The 22,099-nt window shown below is 68.4% G+C and carries 25 protein-coding genes and 2 tRNA genes; 13 read left to right on the top strand and 14 right to left on the bottom strand.

The genetic code is table 11. The features are described from left to right. The first annotated feature begins 21 nt into the window (after positions 1 to 21). Genes ABD798_RS23370 through ABD798_RS23360 form a run of 3 tightly spaced genes read left to right on the top strand, consistent with a single transcriptional unit; the run spans position 22 to position 2,106 of the window. Positions 22 to 894, top strand: coding sequence for a polysaccharide deacetylase family protein (locus ABD798_RS23370; protein ID WP_344878324.1), 873 nt, complete (start codon positions 22 to 24; stop codon positions 892 to 894). Between the two features lie 18 nt (positions 895 to 912). Continuing rightward, positions 913 to 1,650 (top strand): alpha/beta fold hydrolase, encoded by a 738-nt coding sequence (locus tag ABD798_RS23365; protein WP_344878321.1) that lies wholly within the window; start codon positions 913 to 915, stop codon positions 1,648 to 1,650. 39 nt (positions 1,651 to 1,689) lie between these two features. Continuing rightward, positions 1,690 to 2,106, top strand: coding sequence for a hypothetical protein (locus tag ABD798_RS23360; protein ID WP_344878318.1), 417 nt, complete (start codon positions 1,690 to 1,692; stop codon positions 2,104 to 2,106). A gap of 13 nt (positions 2,107 to 2,119) precedes the next feature. Here the strand turns inward: ABD798_RS23360 and ABD798_RS23355 are convergent. Both ABD798_RS23355 and ABD798_RS23350 read right to left on the bottom strand, forming a co-directional pair. After that, positions 2,120 to 2,197 (bottom strand) — tRNA-Ile (locus ABD798_RS23355). A 141-nt stretch (positions 2,198 to 2,338) separates the two neighbouring features. Further along, positions 2,339 to 3,259: a glycoside hydrolase family 6 protein gene (locus ABD798_RS23350; RefSeq protein ID WP_344878315.1), complete on the bottom strand. Its 921-nt coding sequence runs from the start codon at positions 3,257 to 3,259 to the stop codon at positions 2,339 to 2,341. A 1,250-nt stretch (positions 3,260 to 4,509) separates the two neighbouring features. Here ABD798_RS23350 and ABD798_RS23345 point away from each other — a divergent pair. From ABD798_RS23345 to ABD798_RS23335, 3 genes are all read left to right on the top strand, one after another. Continuing rightward, a complete protein-coding gene (locus tag ABD798_RS23345) occupies positions 4,510 to 5,040 on the top strand; it encodes a DUF6879 family protein (RefSeq protein WP_344878312.1) in 531 nt (176 codons plus the stop codon). Then, on the top strand, positions 5,027 to 5,881 hold the full coding sequence (locus tag ABD798_RS23340; protein WP_344878309.1) for a helix-turn-helix domain-containing protein: 855 nt from the start codon (positions 5,027 to 5,029) through the stop codon (positions 5,879 to 5,881). The genes ABD798_RS23345 and ABD798_RS23340 overlap by 14 nt, the downstream gene beginning before the upstream one ends. A gap of 101 nt (positions 5,882 to 5,982) precedes the next feature. Further along, positions 5,983 to 6,243 carry a hypothetical protein gene (locus tag ABD798_RS23335; protein ID WP_344878306.1) on the top strand — a complete coding sequence of 87 codons (261 nt, stop codon included), beginning with the start codon at positions 5,983 to 5,985 and terminating at the stop codon, positions 6,241 to 6,243. Between the two features lie 17 nt (positions 6,244 to 6,260). Here the strand turns inward: ABD798_RS23335 and ABD798_RS23330 are convergent, their stop codons facing one another. Both ABD798_RS23330 and ABD798_RS23325 read right to left on the bottom strand, forming a co-directional pair. After that, on the bottom strand, positions 6,261 to 7,100 hold the full coding sequence (locus tag ABD798_RS23330) for a CPBP family intramembrane glutamic endopeptidase (RefSeq protein ID WP_344878303.1): 840 nt from the start codon (positions 7,098 to 7,100) through the stop codon (positions 6,261 to 6,263). Between the two features lie 974 nt (positions 7,101 to 8,074). Beyond that, positions 8,075 to 8,147 (bottom strand) — tRNA-Asn (locus ABD798_RS23325). 129 nt (positions 8,148 to 8,276) lie between these two features. Between ABD798_RS23325 and ABD798_RS23320 the strand changes: the two genes are divergently transcribed. After that, positions 8,277 to 8,504 carry a hypothetical protein gene (locus tag ABD798_RS23320; protein WP_344878300.1) on the top strand — a complete coding sequence of 76 codons (228 nt, stop codon included), beginning with the start codon at positions 8,277 to 8,279 and terminating at the stop codon, positions 8,502 to 8,504. Here ABD798_RS23320 and ABD798_RS23315 read toward each other — a convergent pair. The 3 genes from ABD798_RS23315 to dnaG all read right to left on the bottom strand — a co-directional run bounded on the left by ABD798_RS23315 (position 8,501) and on the right by dnaG (position 11,843). Next, on the bottom strand, positions 8,501 to 9,265 hold the full coding sequence (locus ABD798_RS23315; protein WP_344878297.1) for a trans-aconitate 2-methyltransferase: 765 nt from the start codon (positions 9,263 to 9,265) through the stop codon (positions 8,501 to 8,503). The two genes, ABD798_RS23320 and ABD798_RS23315, sit on opposite strands and share 4 nt — an antisense overlap. Positions 9,266 to 9,339: 74 nt before the next feature. Then, complete coding sequence (locus ABD798_RS23310; protein WP_344878294.1) at positions 9,340 to 9,891, bottom strand: hypothetical protein; 552 nt, start codon at positions 9,889 to 9,891, stop codon at positions 9,340 to 9,342. Next, complete coding sequence (gene dnaG, locus ABD798_RS23305) at positions 9,888 to 11,843, bottom strand: DNA primase (RefSeq protein ID WP_344878291.1); 1,956 nt, start codon at positions 11,841 to 11,843, stop codon at positions 9,888 to 9,890. Before dnaG ends, ABD798_RS23310 begins: the two co-directional genes overlap by 4 nt. A gap of 8 nt (positions 11,844 to 11,851) precedes the next feature. On the opposite strand from dnaG, the gene ABD798_RS23300 reads away from it, so the two are divergent. Further along, positions 11,852 to 12,781, top strand: coding sequence for a sigma-70 family RNA polymerase sigma factor (locus tag ABD798_RS23300; RefSeq protein ID WP_425549258.1), 930 nt, complete (start codon positions 11,852 to 11,854; stop codon positions 12,779 to 12,781). Positions 12,782 to 12,785: 4 nt separating this feature from the next. Here ABD798_RS23300 and ABD798_RS23295 read toward each other — a convergent pair whose 3' ends face one another. The 3 genes from ABD798_RS23295 to ABD798_RS23285 form a co-directional block, all read right to left on the bottom strand. Next, entirely contained in the window at positions 12,786 to 13,352 is a 567-nt protein-coding gene (locus ABD798_RS23295; RefSeq protein ID WP_344878285.1) for a carboxymuconolactone decarboxylase family protein, read from the bottom strand. A 61-nt stretch (positions 13,353 to 13,413) separates the two neighbouring features. Beyond that, positions 13,414 to 14,679, bottom strand: a complete 1,266-nt coding sequence (locus tag ABD798_RS23290) for a deoxyguanosinetriphosphate triphosphohydrolase (protein WP_344878282.1) — start codon at positions 14,677 to 14,679, stop codon at positions 13,414 to 13,416. Between the two features lie 176 nt (positions 14,680 to 14,855). Continuing rightward, complete coding sequence (locus ABD798_RS23285) at positions 14,856 to 15,533, bottom strand: YdcF family protein (RefSeq protein ID WP_344878279.1); 678 nt, start codon at positions 15,531 to 15,533, stop codon at positions 14,856 to 14,858. A gap of 63 nt (positions 15,534 to 15,596) precedes the next feature. Between ABD798_RS23285 and ABD798_RS23280 the strand changes: the two genes are divergently transcribed. Continuing rightward, complete coding sequence (locus ABD798_RS23280) at positions 15,597 to 16,325, top strand: Type 1 glutamine amidotransferase-like domain-containing protein (RefSeq protein WP_344878277.1); 729 nt, start codon at positions 15,597 to 15,599, stop codon at positions 16,323 to 16,325. On the opposite strand, the gene ABD798_RS23275 is transcribed toward ABD798_RS23280, so the two are convergent. Genes ABD798_RS23275 through ABD798_RS23260 form a run of 4 tightly spaced genes read right to left on the bottom strand, consistent with a single transcriptional unit; the run spans position 16,322 to position 18,941 of the window. Further along, on the bottom strand, positions 16,322 to 16,921 hold the full coding sequence (locus tag ABD798_RS23275; protein ID WP_344878274.1) for a GNAT family N-acetyltransferase: 600 nt from the start codon (positions 16,919 to 16,921) through the stop codon (positions 16,322 to 16,324). The genes ABD798_RS23280 and ABD798_RS23275 overlap by 4 nt on opposite strands. Further along, positions 16,921 to 17,670 carry a DNA repair protein RecO gene (gene recO, locus ABD798_RS23270; protein WP_344878271.1) on the bottom strand — a complete coding sequence of 250 codons (750 nt, stop codon included), beginning with the start codon at positions 17,668 to 17,670 and terminating at the stop codon, positions 16,921 to 16,923. Before recO ends, ABD798_RS23275 begins: the two co-directional genes overlap by 1 nt. A gap of 9 nt (positions 17,671 to 17,679) precedes the next feature. After that, on the bottom strand, positions 17,680 to 18,594 hold the full coding sequence (gene era / locus ABD798_RS23265) for a GTPase Era (RefSeq protein WP_344878268.1): 915 nt from the start codon (positions 18,592 to 18,594) through the stop codon (positions 17,680 to 17,682). 17 nt (positions 18,595 to 18,611) lie between these two features. Next, entirely contained in the window at positions 18,612 to 18,941 is a 330-nt protein-coding gene (locus ABD798_RS23260) for a (2Fe-2S) ferredoxin domain-containing protein (protein WP_344878265.1), read from the bottom strand. A gap of 75 nt (positions 18,942 to 19,016) precedes the next feature. On the opposite strand from ABD798_RS23260, the gene ABD798_RS23255 reads away from it, so the two are divergent. Genes ABD798_RS23255 through ABD798_RS23240 form a run of 4 tightly spaced genes read left to right on the top strand, consistent with a single transcriptional unit; the run spans position 19,017 to position 22,095 of the window. Further along, positions 19,017 to 19,829 carry an isoprenyl transferase gene (locus ABD798_RS23255; RefSeq protein ID WP_344878262.1) on the top strand — a complete coding sequence of 271 codons (813 nt, stop codon included), beginning with the start codon at positions 19,017 to 19,019 and terminating at the stop codon, positions 19,827 to 19,829. Continuing rightward, the gene (locus ABD798_RS23250; RefSeq protein WP_344878259.1) at positions 19,826 to 20,272 is read left to right on the top strand and encodes a hypothetical protein; all 447 of its coding nucleotides are present in this window, start codon (positions 19,826 to 19,828) and stop codon (positions 20,270 to 20,272) included. The genes ABD798_RS23255 and ABD798_RS23250 overlap by 4 nt, the downstream gene beginning before the upstream one ends. Before the next feature lie 42 nt (positions 20,273 to 20,314). Next, a complete protein-coding gene (locus tag ABD798_RS23245; RefSeq protein WP_344878256.1) occupies positions 20,315 to 21,352 on the top strand; it encodes a permease in 1,038 nt (345 codons plus the stop codon). Further along, positions 21,349 to 22,095 (top strand): TIGR03943 family putative permease subunit, encoded by a 747-nt coding sequence (locus ABD798_RS23240; RefSeq protein WP_344878253.1) that lies wholly within the window; start codon positions 21,349 to 21,351, stop codon positions 22,093 to 22,095. Before ABD798_RS23245 ends, ABD798_RS23240 begins: the two co-directional genes overlap by 4 nt. Positions 22,096 to 22,099: the final 4 nt, after the last annotated feature.

The raw sequence follows: 22,099 nt of genomic DNA, 5'->3' as shown, positions 1-22,099 counted from the left end.
GTCAGATTTTACCGTGGTCGCATGACGAACGACCTCTACGACTACAGCCCGATCACCGAACGCGCGCCGATCACCTGGCCCGGCGGGGCCAAGGTCGCTGCCTACGTCGGCCTCAACGTCGAGCACTTCGTGCCCGGAAAGCCCTCGACCAGCATCTGGCCCGGCACCGCCGACCTGGTGCCCGATCCGCTCAACCACGGCTGGCGCGACTACGGCACGCGGGTCGGCATCTGGCGCACGTTGCAAAGCCTTGACCGGCACGGGTTCCGGGCGAGCGTGTTGCTGAACTCCGACGTCGCCGAGCACTACCCGCAGATCATCGAGGCCGGGCTGGAGCGGAACTGGGCGTGGCTCGCGCACGGCAAGACCAACTCGATCCTGCACACCGGCATGTCCGTCGACGAGGAGCGCGCGTTCCTCAGCGAGGTCGTCGGGACCATCGCCGCCGCGACCGGTCAGCGGCCGCGCGGGTGGATGGGTCCAGGCCTGACGGAGACCGCCAACACCCCGGCGCTGCTCGCCGAACTCGGTCTGGAGTACGTGCTCGACTGGACCAACGACGACCAGCCGTACTCGCTGAAGGTGCCCGGCATGCTCAGCGTTCCGTACACCGTCGAGCTCAACGACCTGCTCCTGTTCGGCAAGAGCTTCACCGGGCCGGACTTCGTGCAGATCGTCAAGGACCAGTACGAGCAACTGCTCGCCGACTCCGAGCACAGCGGCCGCGTCCTCGCGCTCGCGCTGCACCCGTTCGTGATCGGCCAGGCGTTCCGCGCCAAGTACCTCGACCAGGCGCTGGAGTTCCTGGCCGCGCAGCCCGACATCTGGTTGACCACCAGCGACGAGATCGCCGACCACTACCGTGTCCAGACATCGAGCGACAGCGCCGACTAGCAGCAGGGGACGGAGTGCATGCACGTCAGATCGTCGGGGATAGGTGACGAGCGAGCCGTGCTGCTCCTGCACGGCGGTGGTGTGGCTGGCTGGATGTGGAAACCGACGACGGAACTTCTTCCCGCAGGGCTCCGGTTCATCGTCCCCGACCTTCCCGGACATGACCGGAGTTCTGCGGAGAGGTACGTGTCGCACGACCAGACGGTGAGCGAGCTGGCAGCTGTTGTCGAGCGGGAAGCTGAGCGGCCCGTGACCGTCGTCGGGTTCTCCCTCGGAGCTCAGCTCGCGATCCTCCTGGCCGCGAATCGGCCCGACCTCGTGGAGCGAGTCGCGGTTGTCAGCGCACAAGCCGAACCGACACGCGCACCAGGACTGACGCTCAGCCTTCTCAGCGCCACAGCGCCGCTCGCGAAGCAGCAATGGTTCGCGAAACTGCAAGCAAGGGCGTTGTTCATACCGGCATCCCTGATGGACGACTATCTCCGCACTTCCGCTCGCATCTCCAGAGAGACGCTCATGACGACCGTCGGCGAGAACATCCGGTTCACCGAGCCACCAGGATGGGCACAGTTTCCCGGTGCGGCACTCGTCCTCGCCGGTGCGGGAGAGCGCGGTTTCATGAAGAAGTCAGCACTTTCGCTTCACGAATCACTCCCCGGGAGCGAACTGGAGATTGTGGACGGGTGCGGTCACGGCATTCCGCTGCAACGGCCGGAGTGGTTCGCTCAACGCCTGGGGAACTGGCTCGCACAGTGAGTCCACAGTGGACGCTCTGAGCGCGGCTAGCATGCGCTCATGACCGCCCGCGACCCCGTGACCCGAGACCAGCTCCCGACGCTCCAGCCGATCACTCGACCGGTTCCGCTGCCGCCCCCGGCTCGCGTGTGGAGCGGCGCGGAGATGCGGGCGATCCGGCTGGGCCTCGCCGCGGGGCAGATGGAGGACCGTTGGCTGGCGCTCGTCGAGGCGGACCGGCTGTTCCTGCACCGCTCGTGGACCGGTTTCGGCGTCTACGAGGCGGTTTTCTCCGAGCAGCCCGACGGCTGGCGCATCACGGAAGCGTGGGTCGAGTCCAACTCCGACAGATATCGCCGCCAGGGTGACACGTACGAGGCGCTCTTCCTGCAGATGCTCGTAGCGGGGAAACTGCTCGGCGGTGGCGAACCCGGAGACTGGGAGCAATTGCGATCGTTGCGGACTCCGCGTCCGTAGCCGTCAACGGAGCTGGTGGGGCAGGTGGGGCTCGAACCCACGACCTGACAGATTATGAGTCTGCTGCTCTGACCAGCTGAGCTACTGCCCCTTGATGGCCCATCTCCACGAACGGCCCAATCCCCATCACGCGTTGTAGCCCCGCGTGAGGGCTGCGATGTTAGTCCACCCACACCGTGACTTCCCCTCCGGGGGCGCTACCGGTTTGTGGGCATTTTCCTGTACCGCGCGACTACCTCCCGTAGTACAGCTCGTGGGCCACGCGGGGCAGGAACTCCGACGAGCTGCTGTGCGGCGCCACGCCGAAGGGGCCGTCCGACTCCCCTGGCAGCTTCACCCACAACTTCGCGTCGAAACCGTTCGCGTCGCCCAGGTACTGCGGCCGATCCCCCAGTTTCCGGCCGGGCGGGTTGCCCCACCAGGTGCTCGGGTTGGCGCGGATGTAGGAGTCCGGCGGCGGGCCGTTGCCGTTGCGGGAGGTGTCGACGACGAAGCCGACGTCGGGCAGGCCGAGGAGGTCGCGCAGCTCCACCGCGAAGGACTCGCACGTTCCAGTGGTGTTGTAGTTCGAGACGTTGACCGCGAAGCCGCGCGCGTCAGCGACCCCGGCTTGGAGGAGCCACGGGGCAAGCGACTCCGGCGAGTTGTAGCGACCGTCGCCGCCGTCGAGGTACACATAGGTGTTGGGCGCGTGCTGTTTGAAGGCTTGAACCGCGAATGCCAAGCAGGACAAGCGATTCCTGCGCTGCTCCGCGTTCAGGCCCGGCATGTGGATCAGCGTGTCCGGCTCCAGGAGCACCACCGCTGGCGCCGCTCCGACCAGCCGCGCGAAGGACTTCGCCCACGCCTGGTACTCCTTCACGCTCCGGAAGCCCCCGGAGGACGCTCCGCCCGCGTCGCGGAACGGGATCGCGTAGGCGACGAAGACCGGTAGCGCGCCGGTTTCTCCAGCCGTTTCAAGGATTCCGGCGATCTGTGGTGCGATCGGAGCCGGTCCCACCCACTTCGCCTGCGGTACGGCCGCGACCTTGTCCCACACCACCCAGCGCTCCGTCGTCGTGCGCCCCGCACGGAACTCCGTTGTGCACCAACGATGTGCCTGCGTGTCCGTCAGCACGTGGAACTCGCCGCACACCTCGTAGGGGTTCGCCATCCCCACTCCCCGCATCGGTTTTCCCTGGGACACAACAGTTATCGGCTCACGCCTGATCGTGCCACCACTTCGGCGCACATCGACACTTTGGGGCGACCTGCTGACGAGCGCGTGGAACTCCCCAGCACCGCCACATCCCGGAACATCGGCCACATGTCCACGTGACCGTCCACGGAAAGCACAGCGGCACAAAATTGAAGATGACTCACTAATTCAGCCGCTGCGCAACAGTATTGACGGGGCAAAGAAAGCTTCATAGCTTCCCATCGCAGCCGAGCAACATCTACCCAACACAAAGGGACAGGAGCATGCGAATCGCAGTCAGAAATTCAGGCGTACGGATGAGAAGGAGCACGGGCTCGATCAGCGCGCTCGCGCTGATCGCTGCGATCACTCCCGTACTGAGCGCCGGAGCAGCGACGGCGAGCCCGGCGAGCTATAGCCCCTGGAACTGCACCGCGAGCATTCTCACCGACAAGTCAGGTTCCCGGGCAGGTTGCAGCGGCGGCCCGCCCGGAGGGGAATTTCGAGCCGTGGTCCATTGCTCCCATTTGAGCCCGGCCGGGGCGAGCGAATGGACGAGCCTGCTCGGGGTCTCTTACAAGTCCAGGCACGCCTACTGTCCCTGGGGAGAAGCGATCAAGGCGATCTACGAGACCCGTTGATCACGTGCACACCCATGCTGGTGTGGCGGTACTCGCCGTCCGGCATGTGCATGATCCGCAGGCAAGGCCATGGGCTGGTCAGCGCTGCCAAGACGTCGCCATGGGGCCAGGCTTGACCCCCTTTGGCTCGGTACTAGCTGGACGGATCTTGAGCAAGAAGCAGGCCCAGGTCGTCTGACCTGGGCCTTTCTGCTCCTCCGACTGAATTCGAACCAGTAAACCTGCGATTAACAGTCGGAAGCTCTGCCAACCTGGCTGCGAAGGATCGTGCCCTGGACAGCACGCCTTGCCACCGGCAATCGCCGTACTGCGTGCGAGTGAGGTCTATGCATGAGCGTGACTAGCACCCCACCAGCGCGTACGTGCGTGGTATCCATTTCGGCATGAGAGCTGAGCGCATCGCGGGCTGCGAGGAAGCGGACTGCCCGACGATCTACCTCACGAGACCGGCAACGTCCTTGCCCAAGGCATGCCGGTGACCGAGGTGGACGGCGTGCCCCCTGGTCCTGGTGAACTGGTCGTAGAACTCCCGGAACAGGTCCTTCGGGATGCGGTCGCCGAACTCGACCGCCGCAAGGACATCTCGTGATCGAAGTCGATGGCGCCGCGGTGACCGACCTGTTCCAAGCGTGCCGGAGCGCGTGGCGGTGGGAGGCCCAACCCACGTACACCATTCCCACGGAGCAACCCACCCTGGCCCAATTCCTCGCGGGTGAGCCGAAGCCCGAGAACCACAACGCCTCCTGGCACCGCCGGATCGCCGCGTGGACCGCCGAGGGGAAGCGCATTGCGCGTGTCCGGGTGCTGTCGCATCCGTTGACCGATTACCAGCGGTACCAGCTCGCCTGGGGCATCCCCGGAAACATGGCGGCAGGAGAGGATGTCCGCGTCTTCGATCCGGAATCGCACCCCGATGTTGTTGCGCCGCAACAGGATTTTTGGATCTTCGATGGCCCTGCCGACGTGTGCACGGTGTTGCGGTTGAACTTCGACCCCGACGGACGCTTGCTGAACCGGACCCTCGTGGCTGAGGCTGAGCAGGACCGGTATCGCTCCTGGCAACAGGTCGCGATCAACTCCTCTGTACCGCTTCGAGACTGGGATGCTCGATCCTGACCGACTGCCTGATGACCGGCACGATCTCGCGTCCGTTCTGCGCGCGCTGCGGCGAGCGGCAGGCCTGTCCGGTGAACGCCTGGCCGCTCGCTGCACCATGTCCCAAACCAAGATCAGCAGGATCGAGACCGGGCGAGCGGTGCCCACGGTGGCCGAGGTGGAACGCATCCTGCACGCCTTGGGCACGCCGCCAGATGTCGCCGAACGCATGCTCCAGCTCGCCCGCGTGGCGAACACCGACTTCACTTCGCTCAGGGCCTACGCCGAAGCCGGGCTGTGGCGGGCACAGGACGCCATCAAGGCGCTGATCCGCTCCGCGACCCTGGTGCGGCAATTCCTGCCAGTCATGCCTTCAGGACTGCTGCAAACCCCTGACTACGCCCGCACCGTGCTCACGCCCGCGATCCCCGGCAAGGTCAAGAGAGACGTGGAGCGCGCCGTCGCAGCTCGACTGTCCACTCAGGACACACTGAGCGATCATGACCGACGGTTCCTGTTCCTTCTCACTGAGAACGCGATTCGGTGGCCGGTCGGCAACCCGGACATCATGGCCGCCGAGTGTGATCGTCTGGCCCAGGTCGCCGAGTACCCGAACGTCGAGCTGGCCATCCTCCCGCGCGACGCCTGGCTGCCGATCCGGCCGTTGAACTACTTCACGATTTATGACGACCGGCTGGTCACTGTCGAGTTGTTCAGCGGCGTGATGACCCATCGCGACCCCAAAGACATCACCCAGCACGCCGGGATGTTCGACGCGCTGCTAGATCACGCCGTCTCCGGTGAGGCCGCACGAGAATTGCTGTCGCGCATCAGAAGCGACTTTATGCGACAGGTTGACTGAAGCTGGAAACGAAACCGAGACGCACCGTAGCGTGATCAGACATCCCGCACCGACTGATTCCTGAATGTCGGCGCCCACACCTCACTGCGTCGGGAGTTTCAGTGGATCCGAATGTTTTCGCGTTGCAGCGATTGATGTTGGCGGGGTGGATCGGCGTGCCGATCGGCGATCCCCGCGACCCTGACATGCTCGTCTACATCCGTAGAACGCCAGTCGTGGAAGACTCGATCCGAGTCAAAGCCCACGACGACGCGGTGGCCTTCCGCCGAGTCGCTGGCGCCATCACGGCCACCGCAGAAGGCCACGTCGCCGCCGTCGTGGAAACCGCGCTCGGCTGGTCGTCGTTGGTCTTGTTCAGATGAGTTCGGAAAACCAGGAATCACACGAGGTTCAGTGCTATTGCGACGATGCCGCCGACCGTGGAGATCAAGGTCGAGCCGACGTGCATCCCGATCGACAGCCGGATGTCCTTCTTCTTCCACACGAACCAGGGGCCCGGGAAGAAGAAGATCAGCTTCGAGATGACCGTCCACGGCGCCCAGAAGTGGTACACCGAGAACAAGACCGTGCTGAGCACCGGCGCCCCTTTGCCCAAGTGAGCGATGCGGGGCATGAGGAACCCTCGGAAGTAGAACTCCTCAATGAGCGGCAGTGCGATTCCGGTCAGCGGCAAGCACATCGCCAGCGTGGCAAGCATGGCCGAACGACCGTTCCCCTGGAGGTACGTGGTGGCGCTACCGCCCGCGTCGGCAAAGGGGAGCCAGGTGAAGAAGTGGTCGAAGATGAAGCTGTCCAGGGGCGTGAGCGCGAACGACAGCACCATCATCCACAGGAACATGGGGATGGCCAGGGCAGCGAGCTTTCCCCGCGACAACGGCTTGTCGGTGTAGTGCAGCACTCCGCGCAACGAGAACTGGCCGTTTCGCTTGCGCCCCAGCCAGTACAAGCCTGCCATCAGAGGCCCGAGAACCAGGCTCAGTGCGATCGCCCAGCCCAGGAACACCGGGTAGCCGATGGACAGTACGAACCGTTCGGCGAACAGCAGATAGATCGCGACGATCAATGCACCGGGGACCAGGTGCAAAGCGATGGACAGCGGCAGCGAGTGCCGATCAGCCAGTAGCCGCTTCGCGATTCCGGACAGTGGGCGGGGCTCCGTCGTGCTTGTGGACCTGTGCGTGTCATCCATGCCGACGATGGTCACCAGGTCGCCTGACACGCCCCTGACACAGTGCTGACACAGCTGGCCACAACCGCTGTACGCACAGAGACCACGCGCACTTGGCCCGCGACACGCCTCGGGTTGGCCAAAGACTACCGGCTTGGCGAAAAACCAGCAGCACGGCGGCACCAAAATGAAATTTGCTCATTGATTCAGCCATCAGGAAACATCATTGACGCAATGATCAGACGTTCATACCGTCTCACTGTCACAGCCCTCAGGAACCCAGAGGGGTCCTCAAGGATTCCCTCAAACCGAAAGGACAAAAAATCATGCGAAAGAGAAGTGCGCGTTCGATTGGCGCATTCGCGCTGATCGTCGCAATCGCCCCCGTGCTGGGCGCCGGTGCGGCGACGGCCAACCCGGCCCATTCTCGCCCCTGGAACTGTCAGGCATACGTTCTCGACGGTGAGACATCTTCGCTGGCAGGCTGCAGAGGCGGTCCGCCCGGGGGAGAATTTCGAGCTGTGGCCCATTGCTCCCACCTCAGCCCGGCCGGGTCGAGCAAATGGAAGACCCTGAACAATGGCGCCTACGACGCAGCCGTGGCCAGCTGCCCCTGGGGGACGGTGGTAGAAGCGATCTACGAAACCCGCTGATCATGCGATTGCCAACACAGATGTAACGGCACCACATCGCATCTCGTAGCAGGCTTTCACGCTATCCGCAGGCGAGGCTGTGGGCTGGTCGATTCTGCCAATACGTCGACCAGCCCGCAGGAACGGAAGTCGACCACCCCGGCCACGCAAGTCTCTCGGCAATCTGAGGGACCGTCCTCGTTCGGCCCAGCCCGCTCCCTTCGGAGTCCATCCACTTGGCTGCCGCGGGGTCGCTTAGCCGCTCCCTCACAGCGGTCGCCGCTGGTGCGGCCTCACGGGACAGCACGCGGCCGAGCAGCCCGCTCACCACGGGAAGGGCGGGGACGACCCCCTGAAACGACAACACCCCAGGTCGCTGACCTGGGGTGGGAGCTCCTCCGACTGGACTCGAACCAGTAACCCTGCGATTAACAGTCGCATGCTCTGCCAATTGAGCTACGGAGGATCGTGTTCTGTTGTTGTCCGGCCTCGGCCTGACAGGAAGTAACTCTAGCGCATCCTGACGACTGGTTTTCACCACCCCCGGGTACCCGCTCCGTGGACGCGTTTACGCAGGTCATGGGAGGTAGTGATGATGAAGGCGTTGGTACTGGGCGCGGCGGTGGGGTACGTGCTGGGGACGCGGGCGGGGCGGGAGAGGTACGAGCAGATCAACCGGACGTACCACCGGCTGCTGGACCACCCGGCGGTGCAGGGTGCCGCGGGGTTCCTGCGCGCGAAGGTCTCGGAGAAGACGGGGCACGGCAAGAACAACCACACGGCACCCTTCGAGAAGCGTGAGCCGGTGCTGGCGAAGCCCTAGGCGGGTTTCTGGCCGACGGCGAAGACGCGGCGGAACGGGAACCACGTGCTGCCGTCGGCGCTCTGCGGGTACGCGGAGCGCAGGCGGGGCGCCAGCTCGGCCAGGAACGCGGCCCAGTCGCTGTCGGAGAGTGCGGCGCGGACGGGGCGGAGCGCGGTGCCGACGACCCAGTCGAGCACGGGGTCAGCGCCGGAAAGGCGTTGCTGGTAGGTGGTTTCCCAGACGTCGGCGTGCCAGCCGGCGTCGGCGAGCAGGCACGCGTACTCGTGCGCGGTGTGGACGGGCTGCTCGTCGCGCAGAGCGGAGCCGAGGGACTCGTTCCACCGAGGGGTGGTGGCGAGTTCGCGCAAGATGACGTGGGACGGCGCGTCGAAGTTGCCGGGCACCTGCCATGCGAACCACGCGCCGGAGGGCAGCGCCGCGAGCCAGCCGCGCACGAGCTCGGCGTGGCCGGGCACCCACTGGAGCACGGCGTTGCACACGACGACATCGGTGTCGGGCTTGGGGCTCCACCTGGCGACGTCCATGACCTCGGCGGGGACGCCTCGGCGGCGGGCCTCCTCGACCATCTCGGCGGAGGAGTCCAGGGCCTCCAGGCGGGCGCGCGGCCAGCGCTCGGCGAGGACGGTCGTCAGGTTGCCGGGACCGCACCCGAGGTCGACGACCGCTCTCGGCTCAAAAGCGCCGATCCTGGCCACCAGCTCGTGGAACGGTCGAGCGCGGTGGTCGGCGAACGCCAGGTACTGGGCGGGATCCCACATGCACACCTCCATAAAAACCGTACGTACGTACTGTATAGGGAGAGTGGTGGCCGGGGGAAGGGCCCCGACGGGGGTCAGTTCTCGGCGGCGCGCGCCTGGCGGAGCTTCTCGGCGACCTCGACGGCGATGGGCTCGACGAGGGCCATGTCGGTGCCGGGGTCGGCGCGCACCTGGAGCACGAAGCCGTCGCGGCCGGGGATCTTGCGCTGGACGAACCACGCGCCGCCACCGGGGAGGTCCCTGCGGTGGGTGGACTTGATCGACCCGGTGACCCGCTTGTGCACGGCCTCGGGCAGCTTGCCGGACTCGCTGAGCACGTAGCGCCGAGGAGCGCGGTCGGCCAGCAGCACGGCCTCACCGGCGGTCCCGGTCTCCTCGGCCTCGGTGACGGTGAGCGAGCCGTTGGCCCACCCGGCCTTGCTGATCAGGTGCCAGCCGACGCGCCGGTGAGCACCTGACCCCTCGGGCAGCCACAGGCCGTGCGAGGACGCCACGAGGTGCCCGCCGCCACGCACATCGGCGATGGCGACGACGTTCTCCTCGGCTTCCAGGCTCTCGGTGAACCCGGCGGGCAGCTTGGCCCCACCGGTCAGCCGCTCGACCGTCCGCCGCCACCATCCACTCACCGCGATGCCATCCCCTGGGTGCGCAGTCCCTTGTGGTACTCCTCAAGGGCTACCAGATCCCCGAACAGCGCGTGGTACTCCTCGCGGTCGGTCACCGGGGAGATCCGCTGGAGCCGGGACTTGATCTCGGCGATCTGCCTGCCGACGAGGCTCGCCTGCAACGCGGACAGGACGCCGTTGACGTAGCGGCTGTCGTCGTCGGACTTGGGCGGCAGCTGGAGCGGCTCGACGCACAGCTCCGTCACCATCGACCGCAGCGTCTCCGGGCAGTGCTCGGCCACCGAGCCGCTGAGCGCGGCGCCCGCGAGCCCGCACGCCGTGCCCCCGGCGGCCAGGACCGCCTGGTGCAGCGCGAGGTACGCGGGGTGGGTGAACGCCTCGTCGGAGAGCGAGTCGTAGACCGGACCGGCCAGCGCGGGGATCTGCAGCGCGGCCTTGATCGCCTCGCGCTGCAACCGCAGTCCCGGGTCGCGGGGGTCGGGGCGAGCCGGACCGCTGGGCACCTCGACGGGGAGCGCGCCCTGGTCGGGGTCGACCGGCTGCGGCTTGCGCTGCCGCCCCGCGCGCGCGTCCGGGCTCTGACCAGCGGCGATGCGCACGCGGCGGAGCACTTCGGCGGTGTCGTCCCAGCCGAGCCAGCCGGAGAGCTGACGGGCGTACTCATCCCGCAGCGCGGAGTCCTTGATCTGGGCGATGAGCGGGGAGGTGCGGCGCAGCGCCTCCACGCGCCCCTCGGCCCGGTCCAGGTCGTGGTCGGCGAGCATGCGGCGGATGGCGAACTCGAACAGCGGCTGCCGCCGGGCGACGAGGTCGCGCACGGCGGTGTCGCCCTTGCTCTGCCGCAGCTCGCAGGGGTCCATGCCCTCGGGGGCGATCGCGATGTAGGTCTTGGACGCGAACTTCTGGTCGTCCTCGAAGGCCTTCATCGCGGCCTTCTGGCCCGCCTCGTCGCCGTCGAAGGTGAAGATCACCTCGCCGCGGAACTCGGCGTCGTCGAGCATCAGCCTGCGCAGCACCGAGATGTGGTCGGAGCCGAAGGCGGTGCCGCACGAGGCGACGGCGGTGGGCACGCCGGAGATGTGCATGGCCATCACGTCGGTGTAGCCCTCGACGACGACGGCCTGGTGGCGGCGGGCGATCTCGCGCTTGGCGAGGTCGATGCCGAAGAGCACCTTGGACTTCTTGAAGATCGGCGACTCGGCCGTGTTGACGTACTTGGCCTGGATCGGGTCGTCGTCGTGGATGCGCCGCGCGCCGAAGCCGACGACGTCGCCCGCCAGCTCCTTGAGCGGCCACAGCAGCCGCTTGTGGAAGCGGTCGATCGGCCCCTGGCGGCCTTCCTTGGACAGCCCGGCCTTGTACAGCTCGGTCAGCTCGAAGCCGCGCCCGAGGAGGTGCTTGGTGAGCTTGTCCCAGCCCGAGGGCGCGTAGCCGCAGCCGAAGTTCGCGGCGGCGTCGGCGTCGAAGCCGCGCTCGCTGAGGAAGTCCCGCGCGGCCTGCGCCTCGGGGGTGGAGAGCAGCTCCACGTAGAACTGGTGCGCGATCTTGTGCGCCTCCAGCATCCGCGAGTTCGTGCCGCGGTCGCGCTGCACGCTGCCGGTGCCACCGCCGGTGTAGACGATCTGGATGCCGACGCGCGCGGCGAGGCGTTCGACGGACTCGGTGAAGCTCAGGTGCTCGTACTGCTGGATGAAGCTGATGACGTCGCCGCCGACGCCGCAGCCGAAGCAGTGGAACGTGCCGTGGCTGGGCCGCACGTTGAACGACGGTGTCTTCTCGTCGTGGAACGGGCACAGTCCCTTGACCGCGCCACCGGTGCGCCGCAGCGCCACGTACTCGCCGATGACGTCGTCGATCCGGTTGCGATCCCGTACCTGTGCGATGTCGCTTTCCCGAATCCTGCCCGCCACGGTGACCGAGTCTAGGCCGCTCGCGTCGCGGGCAGTGGGCATGGGCCAGAATCGTGCCTGTGACCTCCACGGACGACGTGCTTGCCGAACGGTTCACCGAGCACAGGGCTCACCTGCTCGGTGTCGCGTACCGGATCACCGGCTCGCTCGCGGACTCCGAGGACGCGGTCCAGGAGGCGTGGTTCCGGCTGGCCAGTACGGACGCCGGGGACATCCGTGACCTGCGCGGCTGGTTGACGACCGTGGTCGGCAGGCTCTGCCTCGACCGTTTGAAGTCGGCGGCGGCGCGGCGTGAGCGCTATGTCGGGCAGTGGCTGCCGGAGCCCGTCGTGCGCCCCGTTGGCGTGCCGGAGCAGGCGAACCCGTTGGATCTCGTAGTGCGGGATGACGGCGTGCGCATGGCCGCGCTCGTCGTGCTGCACGAGCTGTCGCCGGAGCAGCGCGTGGCGTTCGTGCTGCACGACGCGTTCAGCGTGCCGTTCGCGGAGATCGCGGAGATGCTGGGCTGTTCGGTCGCCGCGGCGCGCCAGCACGCTTCGCGGGGGCGCAAGGCCGTCGCGGACGCGGACGCGCCGCCCCGCGCCGACCTCGCGGAGCAGCGCCGCGTGCTGGAGAGCTTCCTCGCCGCGATGGCCACCGGGGACCCCGCCGCGATCGCTCAGGTGCTGCACCCGGAGGCGGTGCTCATCGGCGACAGCGACGGCAAGGCGCGCACGGCGGCTCAGCGGATGGTCGGCGCGGACAAGATCGCGCGCTTCACCGTGGGCCTCATGCGCATGTACGGGGTCATGGCGGACGCGGCGGGCATGCGCTTCGTGCTGATCAACGGCGACCTCGGCATGCTGTTCACGGGCACGGAGGGCTCCGAGGAGCGCAAGGCGGTCGACCGCAGGGTCACCGCGTTCGTGGTGCGCGACGGCAAGATCGCCGCGATGTACGACGTGGTCAACCCCGACAAGCTGACCACGGTCGAGTTCTGAGGCGCTAAGGCAGCGGTACTTGGCACGCGTCGCCCGAGGTGAAGCCCTGGTCGACGATGCCGAGAGCGTGGAAGCACCGCGCGCGGAGGTTCTCGACGCCGATCACGAACGTCAGTTCGGCGAGCCCCTTGTGGCCGAGTTCGGCATCGAGCTGCGCGACCTGCTCGTCGGTGACCGTGGGCGGTTGAGCGGTCATCGCGTCCGCGTACGCCAACGCGCGCTTTTCGGTCTCTGTAAAGCGGTCCGAAGCGGCGTAGTCGTCGATCTCGCGCAGACGCTCGATGTCGAGGCCGTCGAGACGTTGCTTCATGGTGCCGAAGTCGACGCACCACGAGCAGCCGACGAGCGTGGCGACGCGGTAGACCGCCAAGTCGCGCAAGCTCCCCGGCAGCGTGCGGAGCGCCTTCTCCAAGCTGCCTTCCATGACCGTCCACGACATCAGCGCGCCGGGGTGGTGCGCGAGGACCGACATGGGCTCGGGCACCGCGCCGAACTTGCGCTTGGCGAAGCGGTAGAAGAACCGGGTGAGCCTGCTGGCCTTGGCGTACGGGACAACGGGAATGCGTGGCATTGCGCCCTCCTCGATCGGCGGTTCGCTCAGTGGACGAGACCGCCGTTCGAGGTGTGACAGCTCAGTTCCTGGGGATGAGCTGCTTGTGCCACGCGATCGCTTGGGTGTCCGTGAGCAGCGAGACCTGGTCGATGAGCACGCGGAGGTGTTCGGCGTCGGACGTCGCCGCTTCCCACGCGGGGCGGAACGCCGGGTCGAGCGCGCGCGGCGCCAGGTCTCCGAGGACAGCGAGCAGTTCGGTGAGCATGTGCCGTTGGCGGAGTTGGAGATCCAGGCGCTCGGGGTCGCTCATGACGTAGCGCAGGGCGACGGACTTCAGCAGCGCCACTTCGGCCGCGACCTGGTGCGGGATCTCCAGATCGGCGTCGTAGCGGCGCAGCGGACCGTCTCCGTGCACGCGCCGCGTCTCGACAACGGCGGCCGACGCGAACCGTCCGACCAGTTCGCTCGTGAGCTGCTTCAAGGCGACCTGTGCGGAGAGCGAGCCGTCGTACTCGTGCTCCGCCAACGCGCGCACAGCGTCGAGCTGGAGCAGATGCGTCGCCGCGGCTTCGAGGTCCGCGACGGGCTCGTCGGAGAAGTTGTGCGCGGCCAGCTCCGCCAGCGCGGTGACCTCGTCGGGGTGCGTGAGCGCGCGCAACGAGATACGGCCGGACAGGACGCCGTCCTCGACGTCGTGCACCGAGTAGGCGACATCATCCGACCAGTCCATGACCTGCGCTTCAAGGCACTTGCGCTCGCTCGGGGCGCCCTTGCGGACCCAGTCGAGCACGTGCATGTCGTCGGCGTAGGCGCCGAACTTCACCCTGCCTTCCTTGCGCGCCCACGGGTACTTGGTGGCCGCGTCCAGGCAGGCGCGCGTGAGGTTGAGGCCGTAGCCGCGACCGTCCGGCCCGAGGACCTTCGGTTCGAGCCGCGTCAAGATGCGCAGCGTCTGCGCGTTGCCCTCGAAACCACCGCACGACTGGGAAAGCTCGTTGAGCGCGCGCTCGCCGTTGTGGCCGAACGGCGGGTGGCCGATGTCGTGCGCGAGCCCGGCGGTGTCGACGATGTCGGGATCGCAGCCCAGTGCGGCACCGATGCCCCGGCCGATCTGCGCGACTTCGAGGGAGTGGGTCAGCCGCGTGCGCGGGACGTCGCCCTCCCCCGGGCCCACGACCTGCGTCTTGGCCGCGAGGCGGCGCAGCGCTGCGGAGTGCAGCACGCGCGCGCGGTCCCTGGCGAAGTCGCTGCGGTCCTCGGCGCCGCTCCACAGCCCGGCGGCGAGCTTGGGAGGCTCGTCGTACAGCCGCTCGGCGTCCTCGTGGGTGTAGTCGGCGCTCGTCACGCGGGCAAGCGTAGGGCGCGCGGGGCCCTCCGGGGTTCGCCGGTCTTCAAGTACGCGCAACCCCGGGCCGAGCGGTCGTCAACGACGTCATTCCGCGCGGGAATGACGCGGTTTGCGACCGCTGGCGGTGGGGTTTGCGGGTCTTGAAGACTGCGGAACCTCGGCTGGGCGCGCGTTCAGCCGACGACGGTGTGATCGTTGGCGGGCGCGTGGGTGAGGCGGTAGTAGAGCAGCGCGCCGGTCTCGCGGACGATGTAGTTGATCTGCGTTTCCCTGGTCTGCACGATCGGGCCCCTGCGCGTCGGCGACGACCACGCGGTCAGGCCGAAGTCCTGCGCCATGGTCCGCGAGCGCAGCGAGTGCCACGGGTCGCTCACGATCACCGCGCTGTTCCAGCCCTGGAGCTTCGCCTCCTCGGCGACCGCGCGGATGCTGCCCAGCGTGTCCGATCCGGTGGTCAGCGCCACCACGCGGTCCGACGGCAGCGGCTCCTTCGCATCGCCCGTGCGGGTGGTGGTGCCGAGCAGCCATCGTTTGCCCGCCTCGGCCTCGCTGTACGCGTCCCCCTCGCGCGCGCCACCGACCGTGACGATCGTCTTCGCGACTCCGCGCGCGTAGAGGCGTTGCGCGTGCACGAGCCGGGCTTCGAGCACCTCGGAGGGCTTGCCGTTGTACTGGGCCGCGCCGAGCACCACGACAACGTCCGCGGGTCGTTGATCGTCTGAGCGCGCCACCTGCCAGACCCGCGCGGCGGTCCCGCCGACGACGAGCCCCGCGACCAGGACGGCGCCGAACAGGGCTCGCCGCACCCAGCGCGCACGGCTGGGGCGCTTCCTCGTGGCCGGTTCCGTCACGACCCCCATGGTTGCAGAGGATCACGCTCCGCATCGGCCGGGTCCGGGTGGCAGGATCTGCGCATGCCCGCTGAGCAGCCGACGATCCTCGCCACCTCGGGTGGCTACCGCGCGGGAGACCGCACCCGCATCGAGTTCGCGCCACTGGTGCACCACGCCGTCGAGCTGGCCGGAGTGAGCGGTCGCGCGCCGCGGATCTGCCACGTCGCCACGGCCATCGGCGACCAGCGCTCGTGGAACGCCGACTTCGCCGAGGCCGCCGACCTCGCGGGCTACCAGGTCAGGCACCTCAACCTGTTCCCCATGCCGCCGACCGACGACCTGCGCGGCTTCGTTCTGGAGTGCGACGCGGTGTGGGTGCAGGGCGGGTCGGTGGCCAACCTGCTCGCGCTGTGGCGGCTGCACGGCGTCGACGAGGTGCTGCGCGAGGCGTGGCAGAGCGGCGTCGTGCTGGCCGGGGTGTCGGCGGGCTCGATCTGCTGGCACAAGGGCGGTCCGACCGACTCCTTCGGCCCGGAGCTGCGGCTGATCGACAACGGCCTGGGTTTGCTGCCCTTCGACAACGGCGTGCACTACGACTCCGAAGCTCGGCGGCGTCCCCTCGTGCACGCGGGCGTGGCGTCCGGCGAGCTGGGCCGGACCTACTGCACCGACGACGGCGCGGGCCTGCTCTACCACGGCACCGAACTCGTGGAAGCCTTGGCGGAGCGCAAGAACTCCGGCGCCTACCTGGTCGAACGCGACGCTGACGGCAAGGTCGTCGAGACCACGCTGGACATCCGCAGGCTCTAGTCCAGGCGCATGCCGAAGGCGGCCAGGCCGGGGACCGATGTGGTCAGCTCGGTGAAGCCGACCGCGCGGTAGAAGGAGATGGCTGCCGTGTTGGTCTGGCCGACGAGCAGGTGCACGCCCGGGGAACCCTTGGCGCGCAAGGAATCGAAGAGCGCGTCCAGCAGGCGGCGGCCGACCCCGGCTCCCCTCGCCCGCGCCAGCAGGTCGATGTGCAGGTGCGAGGGGTGGTCGGGGAACTCCACGGCCGCCGGGGACGACGGGTTGTGCAGGAGCTCCCGCAGCCACGCGTCGGCCTCGGGCTCGGCGGAGACCGAGGGTGGCGGGTGGCTCTCGATGAACCTCGGCGACCACTCCGCGCGCCAGCGGGCCTCGAAGGCCGTCGAGTCCAGCGCCGCGATCACGTAGCCCGCCACGCCCTGCTCGTCCTCGTGGACGGACGCCAGTTCGGGCTCGAAGGTGACGTAGGGACCGGCGAAGCAGTGGCCGACGATGTCCGGGTCGGGCAGGCCGGTCATCGGCACCCCGGCGTCGGCGGTGGCCTTGCAGATGAGGTGCACGGCGTCGAAATCGCTTGGGCGATAAGGACGAATGGCCATCACTGCACCTCGGCGACCCGGTTGCGCTCCACCAGCGGCAGCGACCTCAGCTGTCGTTCCAGGTGCCACTGGAGGTGCGCGGCGATCAGGCCGCTGCTCTCCCTGCGGGTGGTGTTGGGCATGCCCTCCGCGACCGGCCAGTTGCCGTGCTGGAGCGCGTCGAGCATGCGGAAGGTGTCCGCCGTCGGCTTGGCCGCGCCCGCGGGACGGCAGCCGCCGCAGACCGCGCCGCCGACGGGCACGCTGAAGGAGTGGTGCGGGCCGGGCGTGCCGCAGCGCGCGCACTCGGTCAGCGCGGGCGCCCACCCGGCGAAGGACATGGCGCGCAACAGGAAGGCGTCGAGCACGAGCGCCGGATCGCGCTCCCTGCCGGACAGCGCGCGCAACGCGCCGACCACGAGCAGGTAGAGCTTCAGCGCGGGCTCGCCCTCCTCGGCGGAGAGCCGGTCCGCGGTCTCCAGCACCGCGCACGCGGCGGTGTAGCGCGGGTAGTCGCCGACGATCCCGGAGCCGAAGGCGTCCACCGTCTCCACCTGCGTGACGACGTCGAGCGTCCGCCCCGTGTAGAACTGCACGTCCACGTGGCAGAACGGCTCGAGCCGCGCGCCGAAGCGGGAGCTGGTGCGGCGCACGCCCTTCGCGGCGGCGCGCACCTTGCCGTGCTGGCGGGACAGCAGCGTGATGATGCGGTCGGCCTCACCGAGCTTCTGCACCCGCAGCACAACGCCCGTGTCGCGGTAGAGACTCACCACCGGAGTCTAGAACCCGAGGCGGCGCAGCTGCTTGGGGTCGCGCTGCCAGTCCTTGGCCACCCGCACCCGCAGGTCCAGGTAGACCTTGGTGCCGAGCAGCTTCTCGATCTGCTTGCGGGAGACCATGCCGACCTGCTTCAACCGCTCGCCACCACGACCGATCACGATGGCCTTCTGGCTCTGCCGCTCCACGTGCAGCGCGGCGTGGATCTCCAGCATGTCGTCGCGGCCCTCGCGCGGCAGCATCTCCTCGACGGTGACCGCGATGGAGTGCGGCAGCTCGTCGCGGACGCCGTCGAGCGCGGCCTCGCGGATCAGCTCCGCGATCAGCGTCTGCTCCGGCTCGTCGGTCAGCTCGCCCGCCGGGTAGAGCTGCGGGCCGCGCGGCAGCTGCTTGACCAGCAGGTCCGACAGCAGCCCGACCTGGTAGCCGTCCACCGCCGAGACCGGGATCAGCTCGGCGAACTCCATCACCTGCTGCAACGCGAGCAACTGCTCGACGACCTGCTTCGGGTGCACCAGGTCGGTCTTGGTGACGATGCCGATCACCGGGGTCTTCTTGGTGATCTTGGCGAGTTCGCTCGCGATGAACTTGTCGCCGGGGCCGACCTTCTGGTCGGCCGGGATGCACAGGCCGATCACGTCGACCTCCGACCAGGTCTCCATCACCAGGTCGTTGAGCCGCTGGCCGAGCAGCGTGCGCGGACGGTGCAGGCCGGGCGTGTCGACGAGGATCAGCTGCGCGTCCTCGCGGTGCACGATGCCCCGGATGGTGTGCCGGGTGGTCTGCGGCTTGTCCGAGGTGATCGCGACCTTGGAACCGACCAGCGCGTTGGTCAGGGTCGACTTGCCCGCGTTGGGGCGGCCGACGAAGCAGGCGAACCCGGACCGGTGTGCGTCTTGGGGGCTGGTCACGCCCATCATTCTCGCAGCCGCTCTCAGGACCGCACGGGCGGGGAGATCCGGTGCAGCTCAAGGGTGTCCGGAACGGGCCCGCCGCCCTTGATCCACTCGTGCAGGTCGTCGAGCACTCCGTCGCCCTTCACGAAGCCGAACCACTCGGGCCGTCCGCCCCTGCGGTGCACCACGACGACGTTCGCGTGCTCGCACACGTCGAGGCAGTCGGAGACGGTGACGGCGGCCCCGGTCGCATCCGCTATCTCGCGCAGCCGGAGGAGCTGGGCGTCGTGGTCGACATCGGGGTGCTTGGTCGCGTTGCCGCAACAGCAGTCCCGGCACACGGTGAGCCGAACGGCCGGTGAGATCACGAGAGGCCACGCTATCCCGAGCTCGGGGACTGCGTAGGATCGATGGCTGAACTCGCGGGGAAAGAAGGCGAACCCATGCTGCGACGGCGTTCCGGCCGCACGCGGACCGATATCCAGGCTCCCGAGGCGCACCCCTCCGGCGCGACCTTCCCGACCGTGCTCGCCGACTTCGTGCCCAAGCACATCGCGTTGGTGATGGACGGCAACGGCCGCTGGGCCAAGGAGCGCGGGCTGCCCAGGATCGAGGGCCACAAGCGCGGCGAGGCCGTGCTGATCGAGCTCGTCAACGGCGCGGTGAACGCCGGGGTGAAGTGGCTGTCGGCCTACGCCTTCTCCACGGAGAACTGGAAGCGCAGCCCGGACGAGGTCCGGTTCCTGATGGGCTTCAACCGCGACACCATCCACCGCCAGGTGGACTACATGGACTCCATCGGCGTCCGCGTCCGCTGGGCGGGGCGGCGGCCGAAGCTGTGGCGCAGCGTCATCAAGGAGCTTGAGGCCGCCGAGGAGCAGACCAAGGACAACGACGTGTTGACGCTCACCATGTGCGTCAACTACGGCGGGCGCGCGGAGATCGCGGACGCGGCGCGGGAGATCGGCCGCAGGGTGGCCGCCGGGGAGCTCAACCCGGAGAAGATCACCGAGAAGCTGCTGGCGCGCTACCTCGACGAGCCGGACATGCCCGACGTCGACCTGTTCCTGCGCACCTCCGGCGAGCAGCGGACCTCGAACTTCCTGCTGTGGCAGTCCGCGTACGCCGAGCTGGTGTTCCTGGACAAGCTGTTCCCGGACATGGACCGCCGCGACCTGTGGCACGCCTGCGAGCTCTACGCCAAGCGGGACCGCCGCTACGGCGGCGCCGTGCCGAACAAGGTGAGCGCGCAGTGACCGAGGCGGCGAACACGGCGGCGCTGCTGGGCCACGCGCGCGGCGCTCTTGAGGCCTACCACGAGGTGCGCGTCGACGACGAGGGCGTGCTGTTCTTCGAGCACTCCGGCATCCCGTGGATGGTCCAGGCGGCCCAGCTCGCCGAGGGCCTCGTGGTGCTCAGCCTGATGTGCGTCGTCGCGGTGAACCTGCCCGAGGACACCGAGCTGGCGCTCTCGGCGATCGAGCGCGCCTCGGAGCTGCCCTTCGGCGGCACCCCGGTGATCTCGCGCAACGACGGCAAGATGGACATGACGCTGCGCTACGAGTTCCCTGCGGAGGGGCTGAGCAAGGACGCGCTCGGCACGCTCTTCGGGATCATGATCGGCAACAGTTCCAAGCTGCGGGACGCGCTGGCAACGCCCGACCTGCTGCGACCGAGGAGCCCGCGCCACCGCGCGTGACCCGGCGGACGTTGGTAACGATTGTCGGTTCGGCCTGGCACCATGTCCCCCGTGACGTCCCCCGTGCCCACGACCACCGAGGCCGAGCCAGCGGCTCCTGAGCGCCGCCGCTGGGTTCCGTCATCGCTGGAAGTGCTGTGCCTGGTGCTGGTGCTGGCGCTGGTCTTCCGCGACCCGTTGACCCAGTTCTTCAACGTGCCCGAGCTGCGCACCGGCTCGACGATCTTCGTGGCCGTGTGCGTGCAGGCGCTGCCTTTCCTGGTGTTCGGCGTCCTGCTCAGCGGCCTGATCGCGGCGTACGTGCCGATGAGCGCGCTGCGCAGGGCGCTGCCCGGCAACTCCGCGCTGGCCGTTCCGGTCGCCGGGCTCGCGGGCATGGCGCTGCCGGGCTGCGAGTGCGCCTCGGTGCCGCTGAGCCGTCGCCTGATGCAGCAGGGCGTCGCTCCGGCGGCCGCGCTGACGTTCCTGCTGGCCGCGCCAGCGGTGAACCCGATCGTGCTGGTCTCCACGGCCGTCGCGTTCCCCGGTGAGCCGCTGATGGTGCTCGCGCGCTTCCTCGGCTCGTTCCTGACCGCCGTGGTCATGGGCTGGTTGTGGCTGCGGCTGGGCAAGGCGGAGTGGATCGCCGAGCGCGCGCTGCGCAGGCACGAGCCCAAGGCGGGGGACTCGAAGTTCGCGATCTTCGCCGAGACCGCGCGGCACGACCTCGTCGAGGCCGGTGGGTTCCTGGTGCTCGGCGGCGTCACCTCGGCCGCGCTGCACGTGATCGTCCCGGGCTCGTGGATGACCTCGCTCGGCGGCCAGGTGGTGCTCGGCGTGATCGTGATGGCGGTGCTCGCGGTGGTCCTGGCACTGTGCAGCGAGGCCGACGCGTTCGTGGTGGCGTCGCTGTCGATGCTGCCGCTGCTGCCCCGGTTGGTGTTCCTCGTGGTGGGTCCGGCGGTCGACGTGAAGCTGATCGCGATGCAGGCGGGCGCGTTCGGCCGCCCGTTCGCGGCGCGCTTCGCCCCGCTGACGTTCGTGGTGGCGGTCCTGTGCGCGGTCGGCGCGGGCCTGGTGGTCTTCGGAGGGGTGCGATGAGGCGCGAGACGCAGAACATCCTGCTGGTGCTGCTCGGCGGGGCGCTGCTCAAGATCGGGCTCACCGGGGCGTACCTGAACTACGTGAAGCCGTCGTTCCAGTGGCTCGTGCTCGCGGCCGGCGCGGTCATGGTGCTGCTCGCGCTCTTCGCGATCGCCCGCGACCTGAAGCAGCACGTCCGCGCCTCCGCCGGTGCTTCCGGTGAAGGGCACTCGCACGAGGACGGTCATGGGCACGCGCACGGCCGCAGCAGCTGGATGCTGATGCTGCCGGTGCTGGCGATCTTCCTGATCGCTCCGCCCGCGCTCGGCTCGGACTCGGTGACCCGCAATGACGGCCGCTCGGTCGCGCAGAGCGAGCGCAAGAGCGGCGGCGCCGTGTTCGACCCGCTCCCGGCGGGTGACGTCGTACCGATCACGATGACCGACTTCGTCACCCGCTCCGCGTGGGACGACGCCAACACGCTCAACGACCGCACGGTCCGGATGAGCGGATTCATCGTGCACGACAAGGGTTCCACGCTGATGGCGCGCCTGGTCATGGGCTGCTGCGCCGCCGACGCGACGCCGGTGCGCGTGCGCCTGACCGAGGAGCCGAGCGTGTCCGGCTACGCCGTGGACAGCTGGGTCGAGGTCACCGGCCGCATCCAGCCCGGCACCTCGACGCAGGCCAACTCCTACACGCCGTCCCTGACCGTCACCAGCATCAAGCAGATCCCGATCCCGGAGATGCCCTACGAGTGACCGG

Source organism: Allokutzneria multivorans (assembly GCF_039537405.1).
Lineage (GTDB): Bacteria > Actinomycetota > Actinomycetes > Mycobacteriales > Pseudonocardiaceae > Allokutzneria > Allokutzneria multivorans.
Note: the sequence above shows the minus strand (reverse complement) of the source record. Positions and strands in the feature narration are given on the sequence as shown.

Coding starts and splice junctions, on each gene's coding strand:
- ABD798_RS23370 (WP_344878324.1), top strand. CDS start 22: ATGACGAACGACCTCTACGACTACAGCCCGATCACCGAACGCGCGCCG.
- ABD798_RS23365 (WP_344878321.1), top strand. CDS start 913: ATGCACGTCAGATCGTCGGGGATAGGTGACGAGCGAGCCGTGCTGCTC.
- ABD798_RS23360 (WP_344878318.1), top strand. CDS start 1,690: ATGACCGCCCGCGACCCCGTGACCCGAGACCAGCTCCCGACGCTCCAG.
- ABD798_RS23350 (WP_344878315.1), bottom strand. CDS start 3,259: ATGGCGAACCCCTACGAGGTGTGCGGCGAGTTCCACGTGCTGACGGAC.
- ABD798_RS23340 (WP_344878309.1), top strand. CDS start 5,027: ATGCTCGATCCTGACCGACTGCCTGATGACCGGCACGATCTCGCGTCC.
- ABD798_RS23320 (WP_344878300.1), top strand. CDS start 8,277: ATGAAGGCGTTGGTACTGGGCGCGGCGGTGGGGTACGTGCTGGGGACG.
- ABD798_RS23315 (WP_344878297.1), bottom strand. CDS start 9,265: ATGTGGGATCCCGCCCAGTACCTGGCGTTCGCCGACCACCGCGCTCGA.
- dnaG (WP_344878291.1), bottom strand. CDS start 11,843: ATGCCCACTGCCCGCGACGCGAGCGGCCTAGACTCGGTCACCGTGGCG.
- ABD798_RS23295 (WP_344878285.1), bottom strand. CDS start 13,352: ATGCCACGCATTCCCGTTGTCCCGTACGCCAAGGCCAGCAGGCTCACC.
- ABD798_RS23280 (WP_344878277.1), top strand. CDS start 15,597: ATGCCCGCTGAGCAGCCGACGATCCTCGCCACCTCGGGTGGCTACCGC.
- ABD798_RS23275 (WP_344878274.1), bottom strand. CDS start 16,921: ATGGCCATTCGTCCTTATCGCCCAAGCGATTTCGACGCCGTGCACCTC.
- era (WP_344878268.1), bottom strand. CDS start 18,594: ATGGGCGTGACCAGCCCCCAAGACGCACACCGGTCCGGGTTCGCCTGC.
- ABD798_RS23255 (WP_344878262.1), top strand. CDS start 19,017: ATGCTGCGACGGCGTTCCGGCCGCACGCGGACCGATATCCAGGCTCCC.
- ABD798_RS23245 (WP_344878256.1), top strand. CDS start 20,315: ATGTCCCCCGTGACGTCCCCCGTGCCCACGACCACCGAGGCCGAGCCA.
- ABD798_RS23240 (WP_344878253.1), top strand. CDS start 21,349: ATGAGGCGCGAGACGCAGAACATCCTGCTGGTGCTGCTCGGCGGGGCG.